We start from the raw sequence: 21,211 nt of genomic DNA, 5'->3' as shown, positions 1-21,211 counted from the left end.
GGTCCGGGGCATGGCTTCCGTTTTCTCGCTCATCATCGAAGGTCAGCTGCCGGGCCGGTTCGTCTGGGAGGACGACGATTTCGTCGCATTCCTGACCATTGCCCCGGTGACGCAGGGGCACACGCTGGTGGTGCCGCGCAAGGAGATCGACCAGTGGCAGGACCTCGATCCGGACACCTTCGCGCGCATGACGGGCGTGGCCCAGAAGATCGGCCAGGCGGTGCGGGCGGCCTGGGACGCCCCGCGCGCGGGCCTGCTCATCGCCGGCCTGGAGGTGCCGCACCTGCACATCCACGTCTTCCCGGCCTTCGAGCTCGGTGATTTCGACATCACCGGCGCGGATCCGGATCCGAGCAAGGAGTCCCTGGACGAGGCGCAGGCCAAGATCAAGCAGGCCCTGCGCGATCTCGGCTACGGCGCGAACGTGCCTGCCTGAGAAGGATTTCCGCGGGGCAGGCGCACCGTGAAGGTGGTGCCCGCCCCGGGCGCGCTGGTCACCGACACCGCCCCGCCGTGCGCGGCGACCAGCGCCTGCACGATCGACAGCCCCAGCCCGGTGCCGCCGCCGCTGCCCCGGGTGCGGGAGCTGTCGGTGCGATAGAACCGTTCGAAAACCCGTTCCGCGTGTTCGGCTTTCAGCCCCGGCCCGGTATCGGCGACCTCCAGCAGCACCTGGTCCGCGGCGGGCGTGAGCCGCACCGTCACCGCGGCGTCGGACGGCGTGTGCACGAGCGCGTTGTTGACCAGATTCGCCAGCACCTGCCGCAGCCGCGCCTCGTCCCCCAGCACCTCCAATGTGCCTTCGCCGGAAACGATCTGGAGGTCGATGGGCCGCGCGGGTCCTTCCGGATGCTGCACCGCGGCGACCGCGCGCGCCGCGTGCACGGCGTCGCTGGCGAGCGTGAGCAGGTCCACCGGCCGCCGTTCCACCGGCCGCTGGGCGTCCAGCCGCGCCAGCATGAGCAGGTCTTCGACCAGCAGCCCCATGCGTTTCGACTCGTGTTCGATGCGGTCCATGACCATGCCGGCGTCGTCGATGGCGCCCTGCCGGTACAGCTCGGAGAATCCCTTGATGGTGGTGAGCGGCGTCCGCAGTTCGTGACTGGCGTCGGCCACGAACCGCCGCATCTTGGCCTCGGACCGCCGCGCCGCCTCCTCGGAGGCTTCGGTGGCGGCCACGGACTGCTGGATCTGATGCAGCATGGTGTTCAGCGATTGCGACAGGTGATCCACCTCGGTGTCGGTGCCGCGCACCGGAACTCGCTGATCCAGGTCCCCGCCGGCGATGGCGGCCGCGGTCTGCTCCACCTCGCGCAGCGGCCGCAGACTGGCCCGGATCACCACGCGCGCAACCAAAGCCAGCGCGGCGAGCACCAGCGCGCCGATCACCGCCTGGAGCACGATCAACCGGTCGAGAATGGATTTGTTCTCGTCCAGCCGCAAACCCACTGTGCTGGTGCCGAATTGGTCGGTGCGCCGCAGCACCCGCCACTTCTCCCCCGGGTCGCCCACCGACCCGACGGTGACCGGCCGATTCCCGAGATCGGTTGGAATATCCGGTATCTGGGCTCCGTCGTCGAGGGACAGCCGCTGCTCTCCCCGCGAATCCTCCACGCGCACATAGAACAACTGCGCCGGCCGCTCCTTGTTCTGCGGCGGCCGCGGTAGTCGTTCCGGCTGCGGCGCCCCCGGCGAGGCCCACCCGTGCGCGGCGTCGATCAGCGATTCGTCGAGCCGATCCATCAGCACATCCCGCATGAGCGAGGTGACCGCGAAACTCGAGATGAACAGCCCCAGCCCGGCCAGTGACACCAGCGCCAAGGCCAGCGTGGTGCGCAGCGGCACCGCCGCGAGCCGATCGGTCAGTTTCCGCCGCGCTGCCGCGGCATTCACTGCACGCTCGTTTTCCCGCGATTGGGTTCCCGCATCACGTATCCCACCCCGCGCAGCGTGTGAATCAACCGATCCGGCCCGGTGTCCACCTTCTTCCGCAGATACGACACATAGGTCTCGACCACCCCGACCTCCCCGCCGAAGTCGTAGCGCCACACGTGATCCAGGATCCGCGGCTTGCTCAGCACCGTCCCCACATTCACCAGGAAGTACCGCAGCAGCGTGAACTCGGTGGGCGACAACGCAACCGGCTCCCCCGCCTTCCACACCTCGTGGGTGTCGTCATCGAGTTCGATATCCGCGAACTTCAACCGCGACGACTTCTCCTCCGGCGCGGTCCGCCCCGCCCGCCGCAGGATCACCCGCAGCCGAGCCACCACCTCTTCCAGACTGAACGGCTTGGTCACATAGTCGTCGGCCCCCAGCGTGAGCCCGGTGACCTTGTCCTCCACCTCGTCCCGCGCGGTCAGGAACAGCACCGGCGCATCGATCCCATCGGCCCGCAACCGCCGCAGCAGCCCGAACCCATCCATCCCCGGCATCATCACATCGACGATGAGCGCATCCGGCTTGAACGTCTTGGCCTTGTCCAGCCCCTCGGTCCCGCTGGCCGCACTGGCCACCTCGAACCCCTGATACCGCAGGCTGACCGTCAGCAACTCCACGATCATCGGCTCATCATCGACGACGAGCACCCTGGCCTCGGGTTCACGCACGGACACACCTGTCATGACCTCATATTGTGCTGCACACCCCGGCCGAACCTGGGCCCCCGCTGGGAGTTTCCTGGGAACGCGAACATCACCGATGAATCCCGGCCGGCCACATCGTCACCAATTCGTGAGCGAGATCAGAGTGTTGGTGGCGGGGGCGAGCATCGCGGGGCCCGCGCTGGCCCATTGGCTGCATCGGCGCGGAGCCGAGGTGACCGTGGTGGAGCGGTCTCCTGGGCTGCGGCCCGGCGGGCAGGCGGTGGACGCGCGCGGGGTGGCCAAGGAGGTCATCCGGCGCATGGGGCTGGACGAGGCGGTTCGCGCGGCCTGCACCGACACCGCCGGCGCGTACACCGTGGACGCGAATGGCGAAGTGCTGGAGACCTTTCGCGCCGAAGACCACGACGGCGACGGGTATGTCGCGGATATCGAGATTCTGCGCGGCGACCTGTCCCGCGTGCTGTACGCCGACACCCGCGATGGAGTGGAGTACCTCTTCGGCGATCGGATCGCCGAGCTGAGCCAGGACCCGGACGGGGTCGACGTGACCTTCGCCGGCGGCGAACAGCGGCGCTTCGACCTGGTGATCGGCGCGGACGGCCTGCACTCGGCGCTGCGCGCACTGGTTTTCGGCCCGCACCAGCAGTTCATCCGCCACCTCGGGCTGGTGCTGGCCTTCTACACCGTGCCCAATGAGTTCGGCTTGGACCGCTGGCTGATGGACTATCAGGAGTCCGGCCGTTCCGCCGGACTGCGCCCCATGCGGGACGCCACCCGCGCGATCGCCATGTTCTCGTTCCCCGCCGCCGAGTTCGACGTCGACCACCGCGATGTGGAAGCCCAGCAGCGCCTGCTCCGCGAGCGGATGGCCGGAATGGGCTGGCTCGGCCCCCGGATCCTCGACCACCTGGACGACACCCCCGACTTCTATCTCGACCAGGTGGCCCAGGTCGTCATGGATCGCTGGTCGGACGGCCGGGTCGGCTTGCTCGGCGACGCCGCCTTCTGTTCGTCGCCGATGTCCGGCCAGGGCACCGGACTGGCCCTGGTCGGCGCCTATCTGCTGGCGGGGGAACTGGCCGCCGCCGACTGGGATCCGGAGGCCGGATTCACCGCCTACGAGAAGCGCATGCGGGCCTTCGTCGAGGCGAACCAGGAGATCGGCCGTCTGCACGTGCGCAGTCTCGAGGTCGCCGCCCCGGACGCCGAGCCCGAAACCGGCTGGGATCCAGAGCTGATCGAGCGCGCGATCAACGGCATCGACCTCCCCGACTACGCGGAGCTCCCCGACTCCCGCGCGTGAGCGCGAAATGCCGGAAGCCGGGCCGAAACCTGTTGGTTCGGCCCGGCTTCCGGGGTGGAGCCCCCTGTCAGGATTGAACTGACGACCTTCGCTTTACAAGAGCGGTGCTCTACCACTGAGCTAAGGAGGCGGATGCGGTGCCCATCATAACCAGGTGGTCCGGCTGCGCGGAAAGCCGGAGTTCACCGGGTCGGCCGATGCCCTCAGGGGCGGCCCGAGCGTGGTCGCCGGATGCTCATGGCATCGGCGAACCGCACTCGGGAACCGTTCCTGCGCAGTATCGGGTCAACCGCGAATTTCAGGACTGCGCCGCCTGACGGGCCGCATCGTCGGCGGCCATGGCATCGCGCAGGCTCTTGGGACGCATATCCGTCCAGTTCTTCTCGACGTACTCGACGCACGCGGCACGGCTGTCCTCGCCGAACACGACTCGCCAACCCGCCGGGACCTCGGCGAAAGCCGGCCACAGCGAATGCTGTTCCTCGTCGTTGACCAGGACGAAGAACCGGCCGTCTTCGTCATCGAAGGGATTGGTGCTCATTTCACCTCACTGATACTGGCGCTGTGTACGGGAACGCTGACGGATCGCATAGGCGCTGGGTGAGGCACCACAGCACTGCAACGAACCCCCGACGTTGATATGGACCCTAGCAAGGCGGGCGTTACGAGTTGGTGGTTACCTTTACCTTCAGCTCGCGAAGAATTCGAGCAGCAGCTTGTTGACGGTCTCCGGCCGTTCCAGGTAGCCGAAGTGCCCGGCGTCGGGAACCTCCTGGTAGCGAGCGCCCGGAATGGCCTCGGCCACCTCGCGCGACAGGTAGGGCGGAATCATGCGGTCGTCGGCGAATCCGACCGACAAGCAAGGCACCTTGATGCCGCGGTAGGCGGCCAGCCGGTGGAAATCGTGGTCCATGCGGCGCTGTGCGCGCACCCCGGGAGTGACCGGGCCGCCGGTGAATTCGAACAGGTCCAGCCAGTCGCGGGCGGCGTTGGTCTCGGCCATGGTGGCCGGGGACAGGTTCATGAGCGCGGTGATGGCGGCCTCGTACTTGGGCGGCAGCTTCACACCGCTCGCATCGAGTTCGTGCTCGCCGAGCGAGAGCGTCTGCTGGAACTGGTCGAGGCGGCCGTGCCCGGCCAGGAAAACGGCCTTGCGCACCAGATCCGGGCGGGCCAGCGCGAGTTCCTGGCTCACCCGCGAACCCATGGACTGCCCGACCACGAATACCGGCCCCTCATCGAGGAATTCGATGAGCGCGGCGGTGTCGCGCACCAGATCGTCGATGGTCATGCCGTTCGCGGCCTCGAAGGACGGCGCGATTCCGCGATTGTCGAAGGTGCACACCCGGTATCCGGCGGCCACCAGCGCGGGCACCTGGTGCAGCTCCCACACCCGGCCCGGACTGCCGGTCCCCATGATCATGACCACCAGCGGCGCCGCGCCCTTGACGTCGGTGCCCTTGGACCGGTCTCCCTTGACCTGGTAGTTCAGCGAGATTCCGTTCACCGTGGCCAACGGCATGGCTGCGACCCCTTCATCGGTTGGAACATGTGCACTGCTCACCGTATAGGTATTCGGCCCGGCGTCGTTTCGGAGCGCCCCGATGTGCAAGCCTCGAGTATCGCGATCAGGGCACGCTGCGCCCCGAGGGAACGTGCCGGAAATGCCTGGCAGATACGATGGACTCTCGAGACCTGAGCAGACTTTCCCGAGAGGACATGATGATGGCCGCGAAGAGCACCGCCAACGACATCGCGGACGACGATCTGGAACCGCTCGCCGACGAGACCGCACGCCAGGCCCAGCGCGTCGTCGCGGCGTACGCCACCGACGCCGACGAATGCCGGATGCTGCTGTCGATGCTGGGTATCGGACCGAACTCGCGAGGCGAATGACCCGTGAACCCGGACAGCTCCGGCTCCGGATTCGTCGTCGTCGCGAACCGGCTACCGGTCGATCTGGAACGACTACCCGATGGCACCACCCGCTGGAAGCGCAGCCCCGGTGGATTGGTGACCGCACTCGAACCGGTGCTGCGCAACAACAAGGGGGCGTGGGTCGGCTGGGCCGGGGTTCCCGATGTGGAGATCGACCCGATCGTCGAGGACGGGCTGGAGTTGCATCCGGTTCCGCTCTCCTCGGATGAGGTCGCCGACTACTACGAGGGTTTCTCCAATGCCACGCTGTGGCCGCTGTATCACGATGTGATCGTGCGGCCCGTGTACGACCGCACCTGGTGGCAGGCGTACGTGCAGGTGAACCGGCGTTTCGCCGAGCACACCGCGAAGGTGGCCGCCGAGGGCGCGACGGTGTGGGTGCAGGACTATCAGCTGCAGCTGGTCCCCAAGATGCTGCGCATGCTGCGCCCGGATCTGACCATCGGTTTCTTCCTGCACATTCCGTTCCCGCCGGTGGAACTGTTCATGCAGATGCCTTGGCGCACCGAGATCGTCGAGGGCCTACTGGGGGCCGACCTGATCGGCTTCCATCTGCCCGGCGGAGCGCAGAACTTCCTGTATCTGGCGAGAAGGCTTGCCGGACAGCCGACTTCGCGCGGCAATGTGGGTGTGCGCTCGAAACTCGGTGTGGTGCAGGTGGGTTTCCGCACCGTGCGGGTGGGTGCGTTCCCGATCTCCATCGCCTCCACCGAGATGGACGAGTACTCGCGCCGGCGCACCGTGCGGGAGCGGGCCGCGAAAATCCGTGCGGAACTGGGCAATCCGAAGAACATCCTGCTGGGCGTGGACCGGCTCGACTACACCAAGGGCATCGACATCCGGCTCGCGGCGCTCGAGGAGCTGCTGCACGAGGGCAGGGTGAATCCCGAGGAGACGGTGATGGTGCAGCTGGCCACGCCGTCGCGCGAGCGGGTCGAGTCCTACGTGCAGATGCGCGGGGATATCGAACGCCAGGTGGGACGCATCAACGGCGAGTTCTCCCGGGTGGGCTATCCGGTGGTGCACTACCTGCACCGGCCGATCCCGCGCGATGAGCTGATCTCGTTCTTCGTGGCCGCCGACGTCATGGTGGTGACACCGCTGCGCGACGGCATGAACCTGGTGGCCAAGGAGTACGTGGCCTGCCAGGGCGGGTTGAACGGCGCGCTGGTACTGAGCGAATTCACCGGCGCGGCAGCGGAATTGCGGCAGTCGTACCTGTGCAATCCGCACGACCTGGAGAGCGTGAAGGAGGCCCTGCTCGGCGCGCTGGACGACGATCGGGACACCCGGCGACGCCGAATGCGGTCGATGCGCCGTCAGGTGCTCACGCACGACGTGGACCGGTGGGCGCGAGCCTTCCTGGACGCGCTGGCGCAAGATCGGGTCGCGGGCAGCGCACTGCTCACCGACGACGACGTGGATCCGGCGATCCGCGACTGATCACATTCCGTCATCCCGGCATGCTTTTGGCCGGGATCCACACAGGCAAGTCATGATTCGATTGCGTGGATCCCGGCCAAGAAGCGCGCCGGGATGACGACGGGTTACTGCTGCACGCCGGTGGCCTTGGCCACGTCGGCGAGCATGCGGTCGGCGGCCTGCACGCCGATGCCCGACATCCAGGTCTCGTCCGCCACTTCGAAGACCTTGCCGCCGCGCACGGCGGGCAGGTCTTTCCACACCGGACTCGTTGTGACAGTGCCCTTCTCGGTCTTGCTCGGGTCGTCGATGGTGGCGACGAAGATGAGATCGGTGTCGGCCAGGTCGATCTGCTCGGCGCTGACCTCCTGCATGATCTTCTTCGGATCGGTGGAGACCTGCGCGGCCGGGCGGACCAGGCCGATATCGGCCATCACGGTGCCACTGTAGGAGTTGCTCAGGTAGAGCCGGGTCGGTCCGGCCAGGAAGCGGATCACCGAAACCGACGGCAGCGCACCGTTGTTGGCAGTCTTGATCTTCTCCCCGAGCGCCCGCGCCCGGCCCTCGTAGGCGCTGAGCGCGTCGGCGGCCTGCTGTTCCAGCCCCAGGGCCTTACCGTGCACGGCCAGATTGGCCTTCCAGGTGCTGCCGGTGGTCTCGGTGAAGACGGTCGGCGCGATGCCCGAGAGCTTGTCGTAGATCTTCTCGTGCCGCACCTTCGACGACAGGATCAGATCCGGCTTCAGCGAGGCGATGCGCTCCAGGTTCGGTTCCAGCAGCGGCCCGACATCGGTGACACCGTCGACCTTGTCCGCCAGGTAATCGGGGAACCCACCGCGAGTCTTGGTGTGCGGCACCACCGCTCCCACCGGCTTGACGCCCAGCAGCGTCACCGAATCGAGTTCGGCGGTGTCGAGCACCACCACCCGCTGCGGCGCGTTCGGAATGGTCACCGGCCCCTTGACGGTGTCGAGGGTGCGCGGGAACTCCCCGCGCCCGGCCACCGAAGCACCGGAATCCGTTGTGGTGGAGCTGGATCCGCAGGCGGAGAGCCCTGCGATGCCGATGGCGGCCGCGGCCAGCGCGGCAATGACCCGGCCGGTTCCGGGCATGCCGAATCCTCGTCTGGACAAGGTGAGTCCTCATTTCGTGGGGTGGTGCTCCGCCGCCCGAACGGGCGGCGGCGTGGACGTGCGGTTCCGGACGTCAGACCGGAGCGACGGCGGTGGGCTCGGGCCCACCGCCTTGGGCGGCAACGGTTCCCGGAAGCAGTGAGCGGGCCGCGCGGCGAGCCGGGACGACGAGCGGCGTGCCCGTCTCCGGGTCGGGAATGACCCGGCAGTCGACGCCGAAGACGGTGCGCACCAGCTCGGCGTCGAGGATCTCGGCGGGCGGACCGGCGGCGGCGAGCCGGCCGTCGTGCAGCACCACGAGGTGGTCGGCGTAGCGGGCGGCCTGGCCGAGGTCGTGCAGCACCATGATCACGGTGCGGTCGGCGTCGGCGTGCAATTCGGCGACCAGATCGAGCACGTCGAGCTGGTGGCGCAGGTCCAGGAAGGTGGTGGGCTCGTCGAGCAGCAGCAGATCGGTGTCCTGTGCGAGAGCCAGTGCGATCCATACCCTTTGACGCTGACCGCCGGAGAGCCGATCGACCTGCCGGTCCCGCAGTTCGGTGGTGCCGGTGCGCCGCAGGGCCTCGTCCACCGCCGCCTGATCTCCGGCCGACCAGGGCCGCAGCAACCGCTGATGCGGGTACCGCCCGAGCCGCACCAGCGCCTCCACGGTAATGGCCTCCGGCGTGATCGGTTGCTGCGGCAGCAATCCCAGCCGCAGCGCCAGCGCCCGCGCCGACATGCGATGAATATCGGCCCCGTCCAGCGTGACCGCGCCGCCGCTGGGCCGCAGCAGCCGCGACAGCGCCCGCAGCAGCGTGGATTTGCCGCACGCATTGGGTCCGACAATGGCGGTGACCGCCCCGCCGGGCAGTTCCAGATCCAGCCCATCGATGATGACCCGCTCGCCGTAATGCAAGGCGAGCCCTTGCGTGGCAAGCACATTCGCGCTCAAGCGGTCCTCCGATGGGCCGGGCTGCTCTCGCGCAGCATGAGTATCAACAGCCAGGGCGCGCCGATGGTGGCGGTGACGATGCCCACCGGCACGGTGACCGGCGAAACATGCTGCGCCACCAGGTCACAGCCGACCAGCAGCACCGCCCCAGCGAGTCCGGTGACGAAAAGCGATAGGGCGCTGGGCGGTCCGACCAGCATGCGCACCAGCTGCGGCACGGCCAGCGCCACGAAGGTGATCGGCCCGGCGATGGCAGCCGCCAGGGAGGCCAGCACGACCGCGGTCATGAGCAGTCGCAGCCGGGCACTCGGCACCGAAATGCCCAGCGCCCCGGCGGATTCGTCACCGAGATCGAGTGTCGCCAACGTCCGGTACTGCACGAAGGCGAGCACCAGCACGACCGCGAGCGCGAGTGCCGCGCCCTGCACTTCGGTCCAGGTGCGCCCGTACAGCGATCCGACTGTCCACTGTGTCGCCGAGGACGCCAGCTCCCGGGGAAATCGCACCACGAACAGATTCACGGCCGCCTGGAGTCCGGCCTGCACGGCCAGCCCGACCAGCACCAGCCGCGCGACCGGCAACCCGGCCTTGCTTCCGAGCAGGATGAGCAGCACACCCGCGAGCACACCGCCGGCCAACGCCCCGAACGGAATAGCCGCCTGACTGGCCCCGAACGCCAGAATCAGCACCACGCCGAGCGACGCGCCACCGGTGACACCCATGACATCCGGCGACGCCAGCGGATTCCGGAACAATCGCTGCAGGATCGCGCCTGCCACCGCGAGCCCCGCCCCGGCGATCACCCCGGCCACCAGCCGTGGCGCTCGAAACTGCTGCACGACGTACACGTCACCCGCATCGCCCATACCCAGCGCGGCGGACAGCGCGGTCGGCACCGGCATCGCGATCTCGCCGGAAACCAGTGCGACCGTCGCGAGGACTGCCAGCACCGCGACACAGCCGATGCCGTACACCAGCACCCGCCTGCGTTGCCGCACAATCGAGTTCACGGAACGCCCGCTGTACCGCCGTGCCGCGACCGGCTCCAGCGAGCAGAACCGCACATCGAATGTCTCGACTGCCGGATCCAAGGATTTCCCCTGCTCGGCAGGGGAACCCGCCCGATCGGTCCCGGCGGTGGAACGCGACGTCTCGGCGAGTGCGCGGCGGTTGTCCCTCATTGCACCGTCTTCCGCCGTGCGAGCACCGCGAGCAGGATCGCGCCGAGGAGGGCGGTGACGATACCCACCTCCACTTCGGAGGGCCGGGCGACGAGACGTCCGATGATGTCGGCCGAAAGCAACAACAGCGGACCAGCAATGAGGCAGCCGGGCAACAGGAGACGGTGGTCGCCACCGATGACCAGCCGCACCAGGTGCGGAGCAGCCAGCCCGATGAAGGAGATCGGCCCCGCGACGGCGACGGCGGATCCGGCCAGCAACACCACGGCGGCCATGCCCGCCAACCGGATTCGCGCCACCGGCAGTCCGAGCGCTGTCGCGGCTTCATCACCGAGCGCGAGAGCATTGAGCGCCGGACCGATCGCGAGCGCCACAACCGCGCCGGTGATCATGGTCGGCAGCAGCGGCATCAAGGTGCCGAGATCACGTTCGGCGATGGATCCGGCCAGCCAGAACCGCGCCTCATCGAGCGTGCGTTCGCTGAGCAGCATGATCGCCGACGTCCAGGAGACCAGCACCAGCTGGAGCATGGTCCCGCCGAGAACCAGCCGCACCGGGTCCAGATCCCCCGACCGTCGGCCGAGCGCGAGTGTGAAGGCCGCGGCCCCAGCCGCTCCCGCGAAGGCGAATCCCGCGAATTGCGCCGGGTGCGTGAGTCCCAGGGCGTAGATGGCGGTCACCACCGCGAGTCCCGCACCGGCATTGATTCCGAGCGTGGTCGGCGAGGCCAGCGGATTCCGGGTTACCCCCTGCACCACCGCTCCGGCCAGCCCCAGGGCCGCTCCGACCGCCAGCCCGACGATCGTGCGCGGCAACCGCATTCCGGTCACCACCAGCGCGTCCCGCCCCTGCCCATTTCCGAGCAGCGCCTGCACGACGGTGCTGACCGGCACCGACCGCGCCCCCAGCGCGAGGCTGAGCACAACGCACACCAGCAGCGCGGCGATCCCGATGCCTAGCATCGGAAGGCCACGCCGCAGCGCGGGCGCACGGGCGGTATCCACAGCAGTCACGGGCGATGACTTTAGGTTAGGCAACCCTTATGCTGTCAACACCGTCGTCCCACCAGCAGACAACCAGCACCGCTACTGAGGGTTCATGCGGCACACCCCCTCGTCGGCGACATCGCCGGTACACGTTCGACAGCCGTCTGGCACCCGATCACGCGCCCCCTGGGATTCAGGCCGATTCGGTCGACTGCCGCCCGCCGAAGTCGAACGTCACGCCGGTGAGTTTCTCCGAGGCCGCCCACAGCGCGGCGGACGTCTCCGGGTCCATCGCCTGCGCCACCGGCTCGAGGGGCACCGGATAACCCTTGAATTTGCCCGTGGGGCCGAAGAATTCACCACCCCGCACGGTGGGGTCGACGGCGGCGCGCAGGGTCGGCAGGGCGCCCATGGCGGCGGTCTGCTGGATCGGGGTGAACAGCCAGCGCAGGGCCGGGTGCGCGAGGATGCGGACGGCCAGCGGCAGATTGCGCGGGAACTCGGTGATCGAGATACCGGGATGCGCTGCGACAGCGGACAATTCGATGTCGGTCCCGTTCAAGCGACGCTGTAGCTCCAGGCTGAACATCAGGTTCGCCAGTTTCGACTGCGCGTAGGCGACCGTGGCCTTGTACGGCCGCTGTTCGAACGCGAGGTCGTCGAGGTCGAGCGGGGACCGCTTGGACTCCGCCATTCCGCTGGAGACCGTGACGATGCGCGCACCGGGCGCGGCGAGCAACAGATCCAGCACCAGCCCGGTGAAAGCGAACGGCCCGAGATGGTTGGTGGCGAAGGTGTTCTCGAACCCGTCGCCGGTGAGCGTCCGCTCCAGATTCAGGGTCCCGGCATTATTGATCAGCAGATCGACACCGCCGACCAGGTCGTGCAGCCGGTCGGCGGCTGTGCGCACCGATTCCAGTGAGGTCAGATCCAGTTCCAGCACCGGCAATTCGGCATCCAGCGCCGTCTGCCGGATCAATCCCACCGCCCCCGTGGCCTTTTCGGTGTCACGGCAGGCGAACACCACCTGTGCGCCGCGCTCGGCGAGCATGCGCGCGGTCTGCAGCCCCAATCCCGCGCTGGCTCCGGTGACCACCGCGGTGCGCCCGCTCAGATCCGGTATGTCGGCCGCGGTCCACGGCGTCGTCGTCTTACCCAAAGCACTGCCCCTGCGTCGATCTTGTTCTCTCCGAGGAGATTAGTTCGAGATCGACGCGGGCGCGCCGCAACCGGACGACGGGCGGAACTCAGACCGGAATAATGTTCGAGACCAGCCACTGCCCGTCCTGCTTGGTCAGTTCGACCTGCAGGCGCGAGCCGGTGATCGTCTTCTGATCGGAATCACCGCGCATGAACAGCTGATTCGCGAAGACGAGGATGGTGGCGCTGTCCCGCGACGTGCTGATCACGCCACTGGCCTGCGCGGTGGTCCGGACCGTGAGCTTGGTTTCCTTGGCGGCCGGAATCGCCTGCTGCGCGATGACTTTCATGTAGTCGTCACGGTAGGTGCTGGTCAGATTCTCTGCGGCCGTGGCCAATTGGTTGTCGACATTGTTGAAGTCGTAGGAGAACAGCGCCTCGACGGTGCGCTGCGCCGCCTCCGCCGAGGATGCGCGGTTCTGCTCGGCCTGCCGGTCGGACCAGAAGGTCCACGCGGTCAGCGAGGCGACGGCGACGGCCGCGACGAAAAGGACACCGGCGGCGGCGATCAGGAGGGAACGCTTATCGGTTTTCACGGCACCAGCTCCACGGACGTGGCGGACAGGGAATCGCCCTCGCGCTGCACATGGACCCGGAAGCGGTAGTCCTTCTGCATCGGGCCGTTGGAGGCGGTATTGGAGATGGTCTGCTTGGCGAGCAGCAGCACATCGGCCGAATTCTCGTCGTCGGTCTCGATCGCGGCGGCGACGACCGTGCCGGTGGAGTTGACCTTCAGCTGTTCGAAGATCTGCTTGTAGAGATCCCGGTTCTGCGAGTACTCGTTCTCGAGCGAGCCGCCCGCGACCGTGAGCAGCCGGTCGATGTCCGCGCCCGCGGTGGTGTCCTTGATGGTCGTCATGTCGATGTAGGCCTGCTTGGCGACCTGAATGTAGTCGGCGCGCCGGGTCTCCAGCGCGTCGGCCCGATTCTGGTGGTAGAAGAACACGCCACCGGAGGCCAGCAGCACCAGCGCCGACACCAGCGCGACCGCCGCGGCGATCGTGCCCGATCGCCCGAGCGAGCCGAACAGGTTGCGCAGCTTGGACTTCGGCTTTTCCTCGCCGTCGGCCTCCGCCGCCGGAGCCGCGTCCGCCGCGGCGTCGGGCTCGGCGGCCGGAACCGCCACAGTCTCAGGCTCGGCGTCCACCACCACTTCAGGCTCGGCCTTCGCGGCCGAATCCACAGCTGTCGGAGCGTCTTTCACGAGTTCCACCGCCGGTGCGGCGGCGGCGTCCTCGGCCGGCGCCGGTTCCACCGTGGCGGCAACCGATTCCCGGATCTCGACGGCGGCGCTGTCCTCGGCCGGTGGACCGGCCTGTCGACTGACTCGCCGCCGAGTGCGGCTCCGATTAGCTGCGGTTTCGCTCATCGTGTTGGCTCCTGAAGCATTTCTTGCCAGCTCGACGGCACCCTGGTGGAACCATCTGGGTTGATACCCCCCTGCCGGTAGACGCTGCCGTCGGGTCCGACGAAGTTGCCGGTGACCGGATCGGAGTGTCCGATGAAGGGGGACGTCTGGTTACCGAGCAGGTTACTGGTCGGTTGACCGGTGTTGTCAACAGGTTGTGGATCGCCGAAGGGCGGGTTGGTGCCCTCGGGCACGTAACCCTGCGGGTCACGGCACAGTTCCGGAGTCGGCGCCCGCTTGCCCGGCACCTCCATACACGGCGTATTGCGGATACCGCGCACGGCCTCGTTGGCGTTCTGCGCCACCTTGCAGTACATATTGGCGGGCGTGGGAATCTGGTCCCACTCAGCGGGCGAGCGCCGCTCCTCGGCCGGCAGGAAGCCGGTGGTGCAGCCGGGCGGATCGTTCAGGCCGAGCATGAAGTCGACCATCGCGCCGTATTCGACGGGCCCGCGAATCGCGGTGAGCAGCCCCGACAGCAACGGCGGATAGATGACGAGAATCTGCTCGACACCGGCGTGATAGGTGACGCCGACCTGTCCGACGCTGATCATGTTCGCGAGCACGATCGGCAGCGTGGGCTTCAGGTCCTGGAAGGTCTGGTTCACCTTCTGCACCGTCGACGGTGCGCTCTGCAGCACCGACCGCAGCGCCGGATCATGTTCGCGCAGTTGGTCGGTCAGCGTCGCCAGGTCGCGGGTCCAGCTGCGGATGGAGTCCTCGGACTGCACCTGGGTGTCGAGCAGCGGACCGAGCTTGGCGAGCAGATCCTTGGTGGGCTCCGCGTTCGCCTTGGCCTCCTGCACCAGCAGGGAGGCCGAGTCGATGAAGCGCTGCAATTCCGGTCCCGCACCGTCGAAGGCGGTGAAGGCGGCCTGGATGACCTCCTGCAGCTTGGTGTCGGCGACGGTGGACAGCAGCCGGTCGGCCTGATCGAGCATCGCCCCGACGTCCTGCGGCAGCTTGGTGCGTTCCATCGGAATCACCGCGCCGTCACGCAGATTCCCGCCCTTGGGCGATTCCACCGGCACCAGATCGACGTACTGCTCGCCGACCGCGGAGACGCTCTTCACGTAGGCGTCGATATCGGCGGGGACCTTGTAGTCGCTGTCGATGGACAGTTTCGCGGCGACCCCCTTGGAGGTGAGCCGGACCTCGTCCACCTTGCCGACATTGGTGCCGCGGTAGGCCACGTTGGCGGTTTCGTAGAGACCGCCGGTAGCCGCCAGTTCGACTGTGACGGTGTAGGTTCCGATGCCGAACATGGCGGGCAGCCGCACATATTCGCCACCCATGACCGACAGGCCGATCACGGTCAGCACCGAGAAGATCGCCAGCTGGATCTTGACGAACTTGGTGAGTTTCACTGTCCGGTACCCCCCTGTCCGGTCGCGGGCACGGTGAGCCCCGGAATGGCGGGCAGACCCGGAATCGGCGGCAGCCCAGCGATGGTCGGCGCCGGAGCCGTGGTCTCGGCCGGCGTCTTGTACGGATCCTGCAGCGGGTCACCGATTCCCGCGGCCGTGGCCGGGATCCCGTACCCGAGGGTGGCCTGCACGCCGCCGTAGGTGCCGCCGAGCGCCGTGCCGGTCAGGAAGTTCGAATCCAGCCGGGAGGCAGTGAGATCCACGGTCATCCACAGGTTCATGTAGTCGCCCTTGATGACCTTGTCGATGTTCTTCATCGGGAAGGGGAAGGTCAGCAGCCACTGCAGCGAGTCGGCGAGCTTGCCGCCGGTGTCGGCCAGCGACTTCAGCGCGGGCTCCAGATTGGCCAGGTCGGCCTTCAGGTCCTCGCCGCCCTGATCGATGATCCGCTGCACGACGGCGCTCAGATCACCCAGGGAGGTAATGGCTTTGGTGATGTTCTCGCGGCGGTCCGCGAGCACGGTCAGGGCCGGGTGGATGGTGGTGATGGCCTGGGTGACATCGTCCTTCTGCTGGGCCAGCGTGCCGGCGAAGCGGTCGAGTCCGCTCATGGCGGCGATGATGTCACCGGTCTGCTGATCCAGCGTGCTGGTCAGCGTGTTCAGCTGCGGCAGCAGATCGCGAATGGCGTCGGTGCGGCCGGTGAAGGTGGCGTTGAGTTCCCGGGTGATGGTCTCCACCTGGGAGATGCCGCCGCCGTTGAGCACCACCGACAGCGAGGACAGCGTCTGCTCGGTGGTCGGGAAGGCGCCGGCCCGATCCAGCGGGATCAGGTCGCCGTCCTTCAGGGTGCCCTGTGCCGGAACATCTTTCGGTGCGGACAGCTCGATGTGATTGCTGCCCAGCAGGCTGGTCTGGCCGATGCGCGCGATGGCGTTGGCCGGCAGCTGAACGCCCTTTTCCAGGCCCACGGTGACCAGCGCGTGCCAGTCCTCGACCTCGATGTCGGTGACGGTGCCGACGGACACGTCGTTCACCTTGACCGGCGAATTGCGGGTCAGCATGGTGACATTCGGCATTTGAATGCGCACCTGCCAGGAGTCCTCTCCGACGCCCTGGGCGCCGGGGAGCGGCAGCGAGTTCAGTCCGTCCCATTCGCATCCGCTGGCCCCGAGCACGGCGACCAGTCCGATCGCCATGCCCGCCAGTCGAATTCGGCGGCTCATCATTGCCCACCTCCGGTGAGGATCTCGGCGAGGTTGGTGGGCGCGTTGCCCGTCTGCACCTGGCCCGCCAGCTCCGGCGTGCTGTAGGTGAGCTGCTGCGGGAAGGCGTTCTGCTGGGTCGCCGGATTGAGCAGCAGCGGAGGGTAATTCATGACGAGCGTATTGAGGACCGGTCCGAGGTACTGCTTGCACAGGTCGGCGCTCTTCTGCGAATCGTTGACCTCGATCGCCTCGATGGCCCCGCACAGGAACACGATCGGGTTGGCGAAGTTGGGTGCGGCCAGCGAGCCGGTGAGCGTGCCCTGCGCCGGCTTGTAGAGCTGGTAGAAGTTCGCCAGCGCGGTCGGGCCGGAGTGCATGATCTGCTCCAGCTCGGGCTTGTGGTCGGCGAGCACCTGGGTGGCGTCGCCCAGCCGCTGCACGCTCTCGGTGAGCGCGTCGCCGCGCTCGTCCAGGAAGCGCTTCACATCGGCGATGGCGATATCGAGATTGTCCAGTCCCGCACCGAGATCGGTGGACACATTGGCCAGCACGGACGCCACCGAGGCGAGCCGGCCGCCGAACTGCACGATCTGATCATTGGACTTCGACAGCACGTCGACGAACTGCTGCAGGTTCCGGATGGTGCCGAACAGGTCGGTCCGGCCGTCGGAAAGCGTGTTCAGGGTGCTGGACAGCTCCCGCAGCGTGGTCCGGAAGGACTCGGCATTGCCGTTGCCGAGATTGGCCGCGGCGGTGTCGATCACGCGGCCGAAGGAACCCTTGTCGTCCTCGCCGATCGGGCCGAGCGCGGTGGACAGCTTGGTCAGCTCCGCCTTGATGTCGTCCCACTCCACCGGAATCGCGGTGCGCTCCACGGGGATCGTCGCATCATCGCCCATCTTCGGACCGCCGTCGTAGGCGGGCGCGAGCTGGATGAACCGCGCCGACACCAGCGACGGCGAGATGACCACGGCCTTGGCGTCCGCGGGCAGGTCGACGCCACGGTCGACGGTCATCGTCACCTTGACGCCGTCCTTGCCGGGCTCGATGGAGTCGATGGTGCCGACCTTCACGCCGAGCACCCGGATCTCGTCCCCGTCGTACAGACCGGTGGTGGACGGGAAGTACGCGGTGATGTGCTTCTTGCCGATATCGGAGACCAGCCCGTAGACCACCCAGGCCCCGAGGGCGACCACGAGGCCCGCGGCGACCAATCGCGCCCAGCGAGGAACTTTTCGAATTGCGTTCACTTCGGCGGCTCCACCAGTGCGGGGTTGATCGAGGGCGGCGGGTTCAGCAGCCACTCGCGCAGATCGTTGGGCAGATGCTCCGGCCAGACCATCGCATCGATCACTGTTTGCAACGCCTTGCCCGACCCGTTGGACAGGTAGGCCTGGAAGTACGGGCCGCTGCCGACCTGTTCGCCGAGCGCCGCCTCGAACGGGCCGAGGTCGATGAGCGCCTTGCTCAGGTTGTCCTTGTTGTTCTGCAACAGCTCCAGCACCGAATTCAGCCGGTCCAGAGTCGGTTTCAGCTGCGCCTCGTTGTCGTTGACGAAACCGGTGAGCTGCTGGGCCAATCCGTTCACGTAGACGATGAGCTGGCTCAGCGCCGCACGCCGGGCATCGAGCTCGCCGAGCAGGCTGTTGCCGTCGACCAGCAGCGAATTGATCTGCGCCGCACGCTCACCCAGCACGCTGGTGACATTCTGCGCGTGCCCGAGCAGGTCGAGCAGTGCCTGGTCACGCGTGTTCAGGCTGCGTGAGAGCGCGCTGATGCCGTCCAGCGCCGAGCGCAGCGGCCCGGGTGTGTCGGCGAACGCCTCGGACAGGGTGTCCAGGGTCTCGTTCACCTGATCGGTGTCGAGCCCCTTCACCGTGGTCGCAAGGTCGCCGAGGGCATCGTTGAGCGAATACGGAGAAGTGGTGCGGTCCAACGGAATAACGTCGTCCTTGCGGATGGCTCCGGTGCCCGCGGGCGTCACCTCCAGGGACTTGCGGCCCAGCAGGGTATTGGTCTTGATGGCCGCGGTGGTCTTGCCGCCCAGCACGATCGACTCGTCGAGGGTGAAGCGCACCTTCACCTTCGGGCCGTCCAGCTCCACCTCCTCCACGCGCCCGGTGCGCACACCCGCGACCTGCACCGGATCCCCGGGCAGCAGGCCGCCGGCATCGGCGAAGTAGGCGTTGAATTCGGCCCCGGCGCGCACGAACGGCAGCCGGTCGAACTGGAGGGCGGTCAGGCAGATCGTCACGACCAGCACGATGCCGACGACACCGATATTGATCAGCGGAGAGCGTTGTCCGTTCACTTGGCACACCTTCCGGCCGTTTCCCCACCCGGCGCGTTGATGACCTTCGTCGAGCCGTCGGGTGCGGTGACGAGGAAGTCCGCGCCGCAGACGTACATGTTCAGGAACGAGCCGTAGGAGCCGATCCGGATGAGCTTCTTGTAGGTCTCGGGCAGCAGATCCATCACGTACTGGACGTCGTCGCGCTTGTCATCCAGATTGGCCGACAGGCGTCCGAGGTGTTCGATGTCGGCCTTGAGATCCGGGCGCACCTGCTGCAGCAGCCCGGTGAGATCGCCTGTCGCTCCGGCCAATCGGGGCAGTGCGGCCCCGAGCGGATCCTTGTCGGCAGCGAGACCGCTGACCAGGCGCTGCAATTCGGTCAACGTGGTCGAGAACTCCTGATTGTGTGCGTCGATGGTGCCGAGCACGGTCTTCAGGTTCTCGATCACGCTGCCGATCAACGCGTCCCGGTCGGCGAGGGTCTTGCTGAAGGAGCCACCGCTGTTGAGCAGCGCCACCAGCGTGCCGCCCTGCCCCTGGAACACCTGCAGCAGCGCGCCGGTCAGATCGTTCACCTGATCCGGATTCAGCCCGCGCAGCAGCGGTTTGAAGCCGCCGAGCAGCATGTCCAGATCCAGTGCGGGCTTGGTCTGATCCAAGCCGAGAGTGGAGCCCTCACGCAGCGGCTGCGCGTCACCGGGCCCGTCCATCAGCTCCATATAGCGGTCGCCGACGAGGTTCTCGTAACGGATGGCGGCCTGGGTGCCGGCGTAGATGCGGTACTTGCTGTCGATGTCGAAATCGACGTACGCCTTGTTGTCCTTGACGTACACCCGATCCACCGAACCCACCGGCACACCGGCGATGCGCACCTTCGCGCCGGGCAGCATCCCGGACGAACTGGTGAAGATCGCGTGATAGCTCGTCGAGGCGGCGAAGCGCACCTGGCTGAAGATCACCCCCAGCCCGGCGAGGATCAGCACCATGACCAGGGTGAAGATCCCCAGCTTCACGGTGCTCGCGTGCGGTTTGATCCGCATCAGTTGGTCACCCCCGGCAATCCGGCGAACAGAAGTTGGAACACCCGGGGGCCGTTGAGGCTCGTGCCCGTGGGCGGAGTCCACACGTATCCCTCGGTGGTGTCGGTGACGAGATAGTTGGAGTGGCTGCCCGGCACCCGGTCGAGAATGTTCTCGCAGTGCGGGCCACCGGTGGCGTTCACCTTCGGCAGGTCCTTCGGGTACTCGTACGGGGTGCCGCCGGGCATGAAGCCTGCGTTCAGGTTCACGTACGGGCCCAGGCCACCGAAGATCTGGTTGCCGCGCTCGAGCCCGTCGGCCGCGCCGACGACCAGGCAGTACAGCGCCGGGTTGTACTCGTTGAGCAGTTCCGCGGTGGGGCGCAACAGATTCAGCGCGGTCACCAGCGGCTCGGCGTTCTCGTCGAGCACGGCGCCGGTGTCGTTGGCCAGGCCGATCAGGTTCAGCAGCACGCGATCGAAGTTCGCGGTCTCGTCGACGATGGTCTCGGCGGTGACCGTCATATTTCCGGTGGTGCGCAACAGATCCGGCACGGTGTCCGCGTACAGGTTGGTGACGCCGACCGAGGTCTGCAGATCGCGCTGCAGGTCGGGCAGGCTCGGGTTGATCTCGCGCAGGTACGCGTCGCTGTCGGCCAGCAGCTGGCCCAGCTTCTCACCGCGACCGTCCAGGGCCATGCCCAGCGCGGTCAGGGTGGCGTTCAGCTTCTCCGGCTCGACCTTGAGCAGCACCTCGTTGAGATGCTGGAAGAGCGTGTTGAATTCGACCGTCACCGCACCGGCCTGCACGACCGCACCCGGGCGCAGCGATTCGGCCGACGGGTTCTCCGGCGACACGAAGTTGATGTACTTGGCGCCGAAGACGGTGGTGGACTTGATGTCCACCAGCGCATTGGCCGGCACCATCTTCAATTTGTCCGGGTCCAGCGCCAATTCGATGCGCGCGCCGTCGCCGGTGGTGGTGATCCCGGAGACCGTGCCGATCTCCACGCCGCGGATCTTCACCTTGGCCTCGGGGTCCAGCACCAGGCCGCTGCGCGGGGCGGCGACGGTCACCTTCACGGTGTTCTCGAAGCCGCCCGCGAACATGACCAGGCAGATCGCGACGATCGCGACCAGGCCCAGCACCATGCCGAGGCCGGCCAGCTTGATGAACCAGCCCTGTTCGGAAGCCCTTTTGGGTCTGGGTTTCT

21 protein-coding genes and 1 tRNA gene are annotated in these 21,211 nt (G+C 67.4%); 4 read left to right on the top strand and 18 right to left on the bottom strand.

The annotated features are described in order from the left end of the window. Nucleotides 1-10: 10 nt before the first annotated feature. The gene (locus H0264_RS04240; RefSeq protein ID WP_181582747.1) at nt 11-436 is read left to right on the top strand and encodes an HIT family protein; all 426 of its coding nucleotides are present in this window, start codon (nt 11-13) and stop codon (nt 434-436) included. Here the strand turns inward: H0264_RS04240 and H0264_RS04235 are convergent. Both H0264_RS04235 and H0264_RS04230 read right to left on the bottom strand, forming a co-directional pair. Then, the gene (locus H0264_RS04235; protein ID WP_181582746.1) at nt 412-1,893 is read right to left on the bottom strand and encodes a sensor histidine kinase; all 1,482 of its coding nucleotides are present in this window, start codon (nt 1,891-1,893) and stop codon (nt 412-414) included. The genes H0264_RS04240 and H0264_RS04235 overlap by 25 nt on opposite strands. Then, the gene (locus tag H0264_RS04230; protein ID WP_181582745.1) at nt 1,890-2,624 is read right to left on the bottom strand and encodes a response regulator transcription factor; all 735 of its coding nucleotides are present in this window, start codon (nt 2,622-2,624) and stop codon (nt 1,890-1,892) included. The genes H0264_RS04235 and H0264_RS04230 overlap by 4 nt, the downstream gene beginning before the upstream one ends. A 109-nt stretch (nt 2,625-2,733) precedes the next feature. Between H0264_RS04230 and H0264_RS04225 the strand changes: the two genes are divergently transcribed. Further along, nucleotides 2,734-3,909: an FAD-dependent monooxygenase gene (locus tag H0264_RS04225; RefSeq protein ID WP_220139942.1), complete on the top strand. Its 1,176-nt coding sequence runs from the start codon at nt 2,734-2,736 to the stop codon at nt 3,907-3,909. Between the two features lie 55 nt (nt 3,910-3,964). Here H0264_RS04225 and H0264_RS04220 read toward each other — a convergent pair. The 3 genes from H0264_RS04220 to H0264_RS04210 all read right to left on the bottom strand — a co-directional run bounded on the left by H0264_RS04220 (nt 3,965) and on the right by H0264_RS04210 (nt 5,431). Beyond that, nucleotides 3,965-4,039: transfer RNA gene (locus tag H0264_RS04220), tRNA-Thr, on the bottom strand. Nucleotides 4,040-4,207: 168 nt separating this feature from the next. Beyond that, nucleotides 4,208-4,450, bottom strand: a complete 243-nt coding sequence (locus H0264_RS04215) for an MbtH family protein (protein WP_019931522.1) — start codon at nt 4,448-4,450, stop codon at nt 4,208-4,210. A 147-nt stretch (nt 4,451-4,597) separates the two neighbouring features. Continuing rightward, nucleotides 4,598-5,431 (bottom strand): alpha/beta fold hydrolase, encoded by an 834-nt coding sequence (locus H0264_RS04210; protein WP_181582743.1) that lies wholly within the window; start codon nt 5,429-5,431, stop codon nt 4,598-4,600. A gap of 158 nt (nt 5,432-5,589) precedes the next feature. Here H0264_RS04210 and H0264_RS04205 point away from each other — a divergent pair, with 158 nt between their 5' ends. Continuing rightward, nucleotides 5,590-5,805, top strand: a complete 216-nt coding sequence (locus H0264_RS04205) for a hypothetical protein (RefSeq protein ID WP_220140123.1) — start codon at nt 5,590-5,592, stop codon at nt 5,803-5,805. Between the two features lie 3 nt (nt 5,806-5,808). Next, nucleotides 5,809-7,290: an alpha,alpha-trehalose-phosphate synthase (UDP-forming) gene (locus tag H0264_RS04200; protein ID WP_181582741.1), complete on the top strand. Its 1,482-nt coding sequence runs from the start codon at nt 5,809-5,811 to the stop codon at nt 7,288-7,290. A gap of 104 nt (nt 7,291-7,394) precedes the next feature. On the opposite strand, the gene H0264_RS04195 is transcribed toward H0264_RS04200, so the two are convergent. From H0264_RS04195 to H0264_RS04135, 13 genes are all read right to left on the bottom strand, one after another. Continuing rightward, nucleotides 7,395-8,381 carry an ABC transporter substrate-binding protein gene (locus tag H0264_RS04195; protein WP_181582740.1) on the bottom strand — a complete coding sequence of 329 codons (987 nt, stop codon included), beginning with the start codon at nt 8,379-8,381 and terminating at the stop codon, nt 7,395-7,397. Between the two features lie 94 nt (nt 8,382-8,475). Further along, entirely contained in the window at nt 8,476-9,336 is an 861-nt protein-coding gene (locus H0264_RS04190; protein ID WP_181582739.1) for an ABC transporter ATP-binding protein, read from the bottom strand. Continuing rightward, a complete protein-coding gene (locus H0264_RS04185) occupies nt 9,333-10,517 on the bottom strand; it encodes a FecCD family ABC transporter permease (protein WP_181582738.1) in 1,185 nt (394 codons plus the stop codon). Before H0264_RS04185 ends, H0264_RS04190 begins: the two co-directional genes overlap by 4 nt. Next, on the bottom strand, nt 10,514-11,530 hold the full coding sequence (locus H0264_RS04180; RefSeq protein ID WP_244976098.1) for a FecCD family ABC transporter permease: 1,017 nt from the start codon (nt 11,528-11,530) through the stop codon (nt 10,514-10,516). The genes H0264_RS04185 and H0264_RS04180 overlap by 4 nt, the downstream gene beginning before the upstream one ends. Before the next feature lie 166 nt (nt 11,531-11,696). Then, complete coding sequence (locus H0264_RS04175; protein WP_181582737.1) at nt 11,697-12,662, bottom strand: oxidoreductase; 966 nt, start codon at nt 12,660-12,662, stop codon at nt 11,697-11,699. 88 nt (nt 12,663-12,750) lie between these two features. Further along, a complete protein-coding gene (locus H0264_RS04170; RefSeq protein ID WP_181582736.1) occupies nt 12,751-13,239 on the bottom strand; it encodes a h domain protein in 489 nt (162 codons plus the stop codon). Then, complete coding sequence (locus H0264_RS04165) at nt 13,236-14,072, bottom strand: hypothetical protein (protein ID WP_181582735.1); 837 nt, start codon at nt 14,070-14,072, stop codon at nt 13,236-13,238. Before H0264_RS04165 ends, H0264_RS04170 begins: the two co-directional genes overlap by 4 nt. Beyond that, nucleotides 14,069-15,478, bottom strand: coding sequence for an MCE family protein (locus H0264_RS04160; protein ID WP_181582734.1), 1,410 nt, complete (start codon nt 15,476-15,478; stop codon nt 14,069-14,071). Before H0264_RS04160 ends, H0264_RS04165 begins: the two co-directional genes overlap by 4 nt. After that, nucleotides 15,475-16,704 carry an MCE family protein gene (locus H0264_RS04155; protein WP_181582733.1) on the bottom strand — a complete coding sequence of 410 codons (1,230 nt, stop codon included), beginning with the start codon at nt 16,702-16,704 and terminating at the stop codon, nt 15,475-15,477. The genes H0264_RS04160 and H0264_RS04155 overlap by 4 nt, the downstream gene beginning before the upstream one ends. Further along, nucleotides 16,704-17,936 carry an MCE family protein gene (locus tag H0264_RS04150; protein WP_181582732.1) on the bottom strand — a complete coding sequence of 411 codons (1,233 nt, stop codon included), beginning with the start codon at nt 17,934-17,936 and terminating at the stop codon, nt 16,704-16,706. The genes H0264_RS04155 and H0264_RS04150 overlap by 1 nt, the downstream gene beginning before the upstream one ends. After that, complete coding sequence (locus H0264_RS04145; protein WP_181582731.1) at nt 17,933-18,997, bottom strand: MCE family protein; 1,065 nt, start codon at nt 18,995-18,997, stop codon at nt 17,933-17,935. Before H0264_RS04145 ends, H0264_RS04150 begins: the two co-directional genes overlap by 4 nt. Next, entirely contained in the window at nt 18,994-20,019 is a 1,026-nt protein-coding gene (locus H0264_RS04140; protein WP_231083961.1) for an MCE family protein, read from the bottom strand. The genes H0264_RS04145 and H0264_RS04140 overlap by 4 nt, the downstream gene beginning before the upstream one ends. Further along, a complete protein-coding gene (locus H0264_RS04135; RefSeq protein ID WP_231087224.1) occupies nt 20,019-21,149 on the bottom strand; it encodes an MCE family protein in 1,131 nt (376 codons plus the stop codon). The genes H0264_RS04140 and H0264_RS04135 overlap by 1 nt, the downstream gene beginning before the upstream one ends. Nucleotides 21,150-21,211: the final 62 nt, after the last annotated feature.

The sequence above is a fragment of the Nocardia huaxiensis genome, assembly GCF_013744875.1.
In the GTDB taxonomy this organism is placed as follows: domain Bacteria; phylum Actinomycetota; class Actinomycetes; order Mycobacteriales; family Mycobacteriaceae; genus Nocardia; species Nocardia huaxiensis.
The sequence above is the reverse complement of the archived record's forward strand: the minus strand, read 5'-3'. Positions and strand labels throughout refer to the sequence as shown.

Coding starts and splice junctions, on each gene's coding strand:
- H0264_RS04240 (WP_181582747.1), top strand. CDS start 11: ATGGCTTCCGTTTTCTCGCTCATCATCGAAGGTCAGCTGCCGGGCCGG.
- H0264_RS04230 (WP_181582745.1), bottom strand. CDS start 2,624: ATGACAGGTGTGTCCGTGCGTGAACCCGAGGCCAGGGTGCTCGTCGTC.
- H0264_RS04215 (WP_019931522.1), bottom strand. CDS start 4,450: ATGAGCACCAATCCCTTCGATGACGAAGACGGCCGGTTCTTCGTCCTG.
- H0264_RS04210 (WP_181582743.1), bottom strand. CDS start 5,431: ATGCCGTTGGCCACGGTGAACGGAATCTCGCTGAACTACCAGGTCAAG.
- H0264_RS04205 (WP_220140123.1), top strand. CDS start 5,590: ATGGACTCTCGAGACCTGAGCAGACTTTCCCGAGAGGACATGATGATG.
- H0264_RS04195 (WP_181582740.1), bottom strand. CDS start 8,381: ATGCCCGGAACCGGCCGGGTCATTGCCGCGCTGGCCGCGGCCGCCATC.
- H0264_RS04185 (WP_181582738.1), bottom strand. CDS start 10,517: ATGAGGGACAACCGCCGCGCACTCGCCGAGACGTCGCGTTCCACCGCC.
- H0264_RS04165 (WP_181582735.1), bottom strand. CDS start 14,072: ATGAGCGAAACCGCAGCTAATCGGAGCCGCACTCGGCGGCGAGTCAGT.
- H0264_RS04155 (WP_181582733.1), bottom strand. CDS start 16,704: ATGAGCCGCCGAATTCGACTGGCGGGCATGGCGATCGGACTGGTCGCC.
- H0264_RS04140 (WP_231083961.1), bottom strand. CDS start 20,019: ATGCGGATCAAACCGCACGCGAGCACCGTGAAGCTGGGGATCTTCACC.
- H0264_RS04135 (WP_231087224.1), bottom strand. CDS start 21,149: ATGGTGCTGGGCCTGGTCGCGATCGTCGCGATCTGCCTGGTCATGTTC.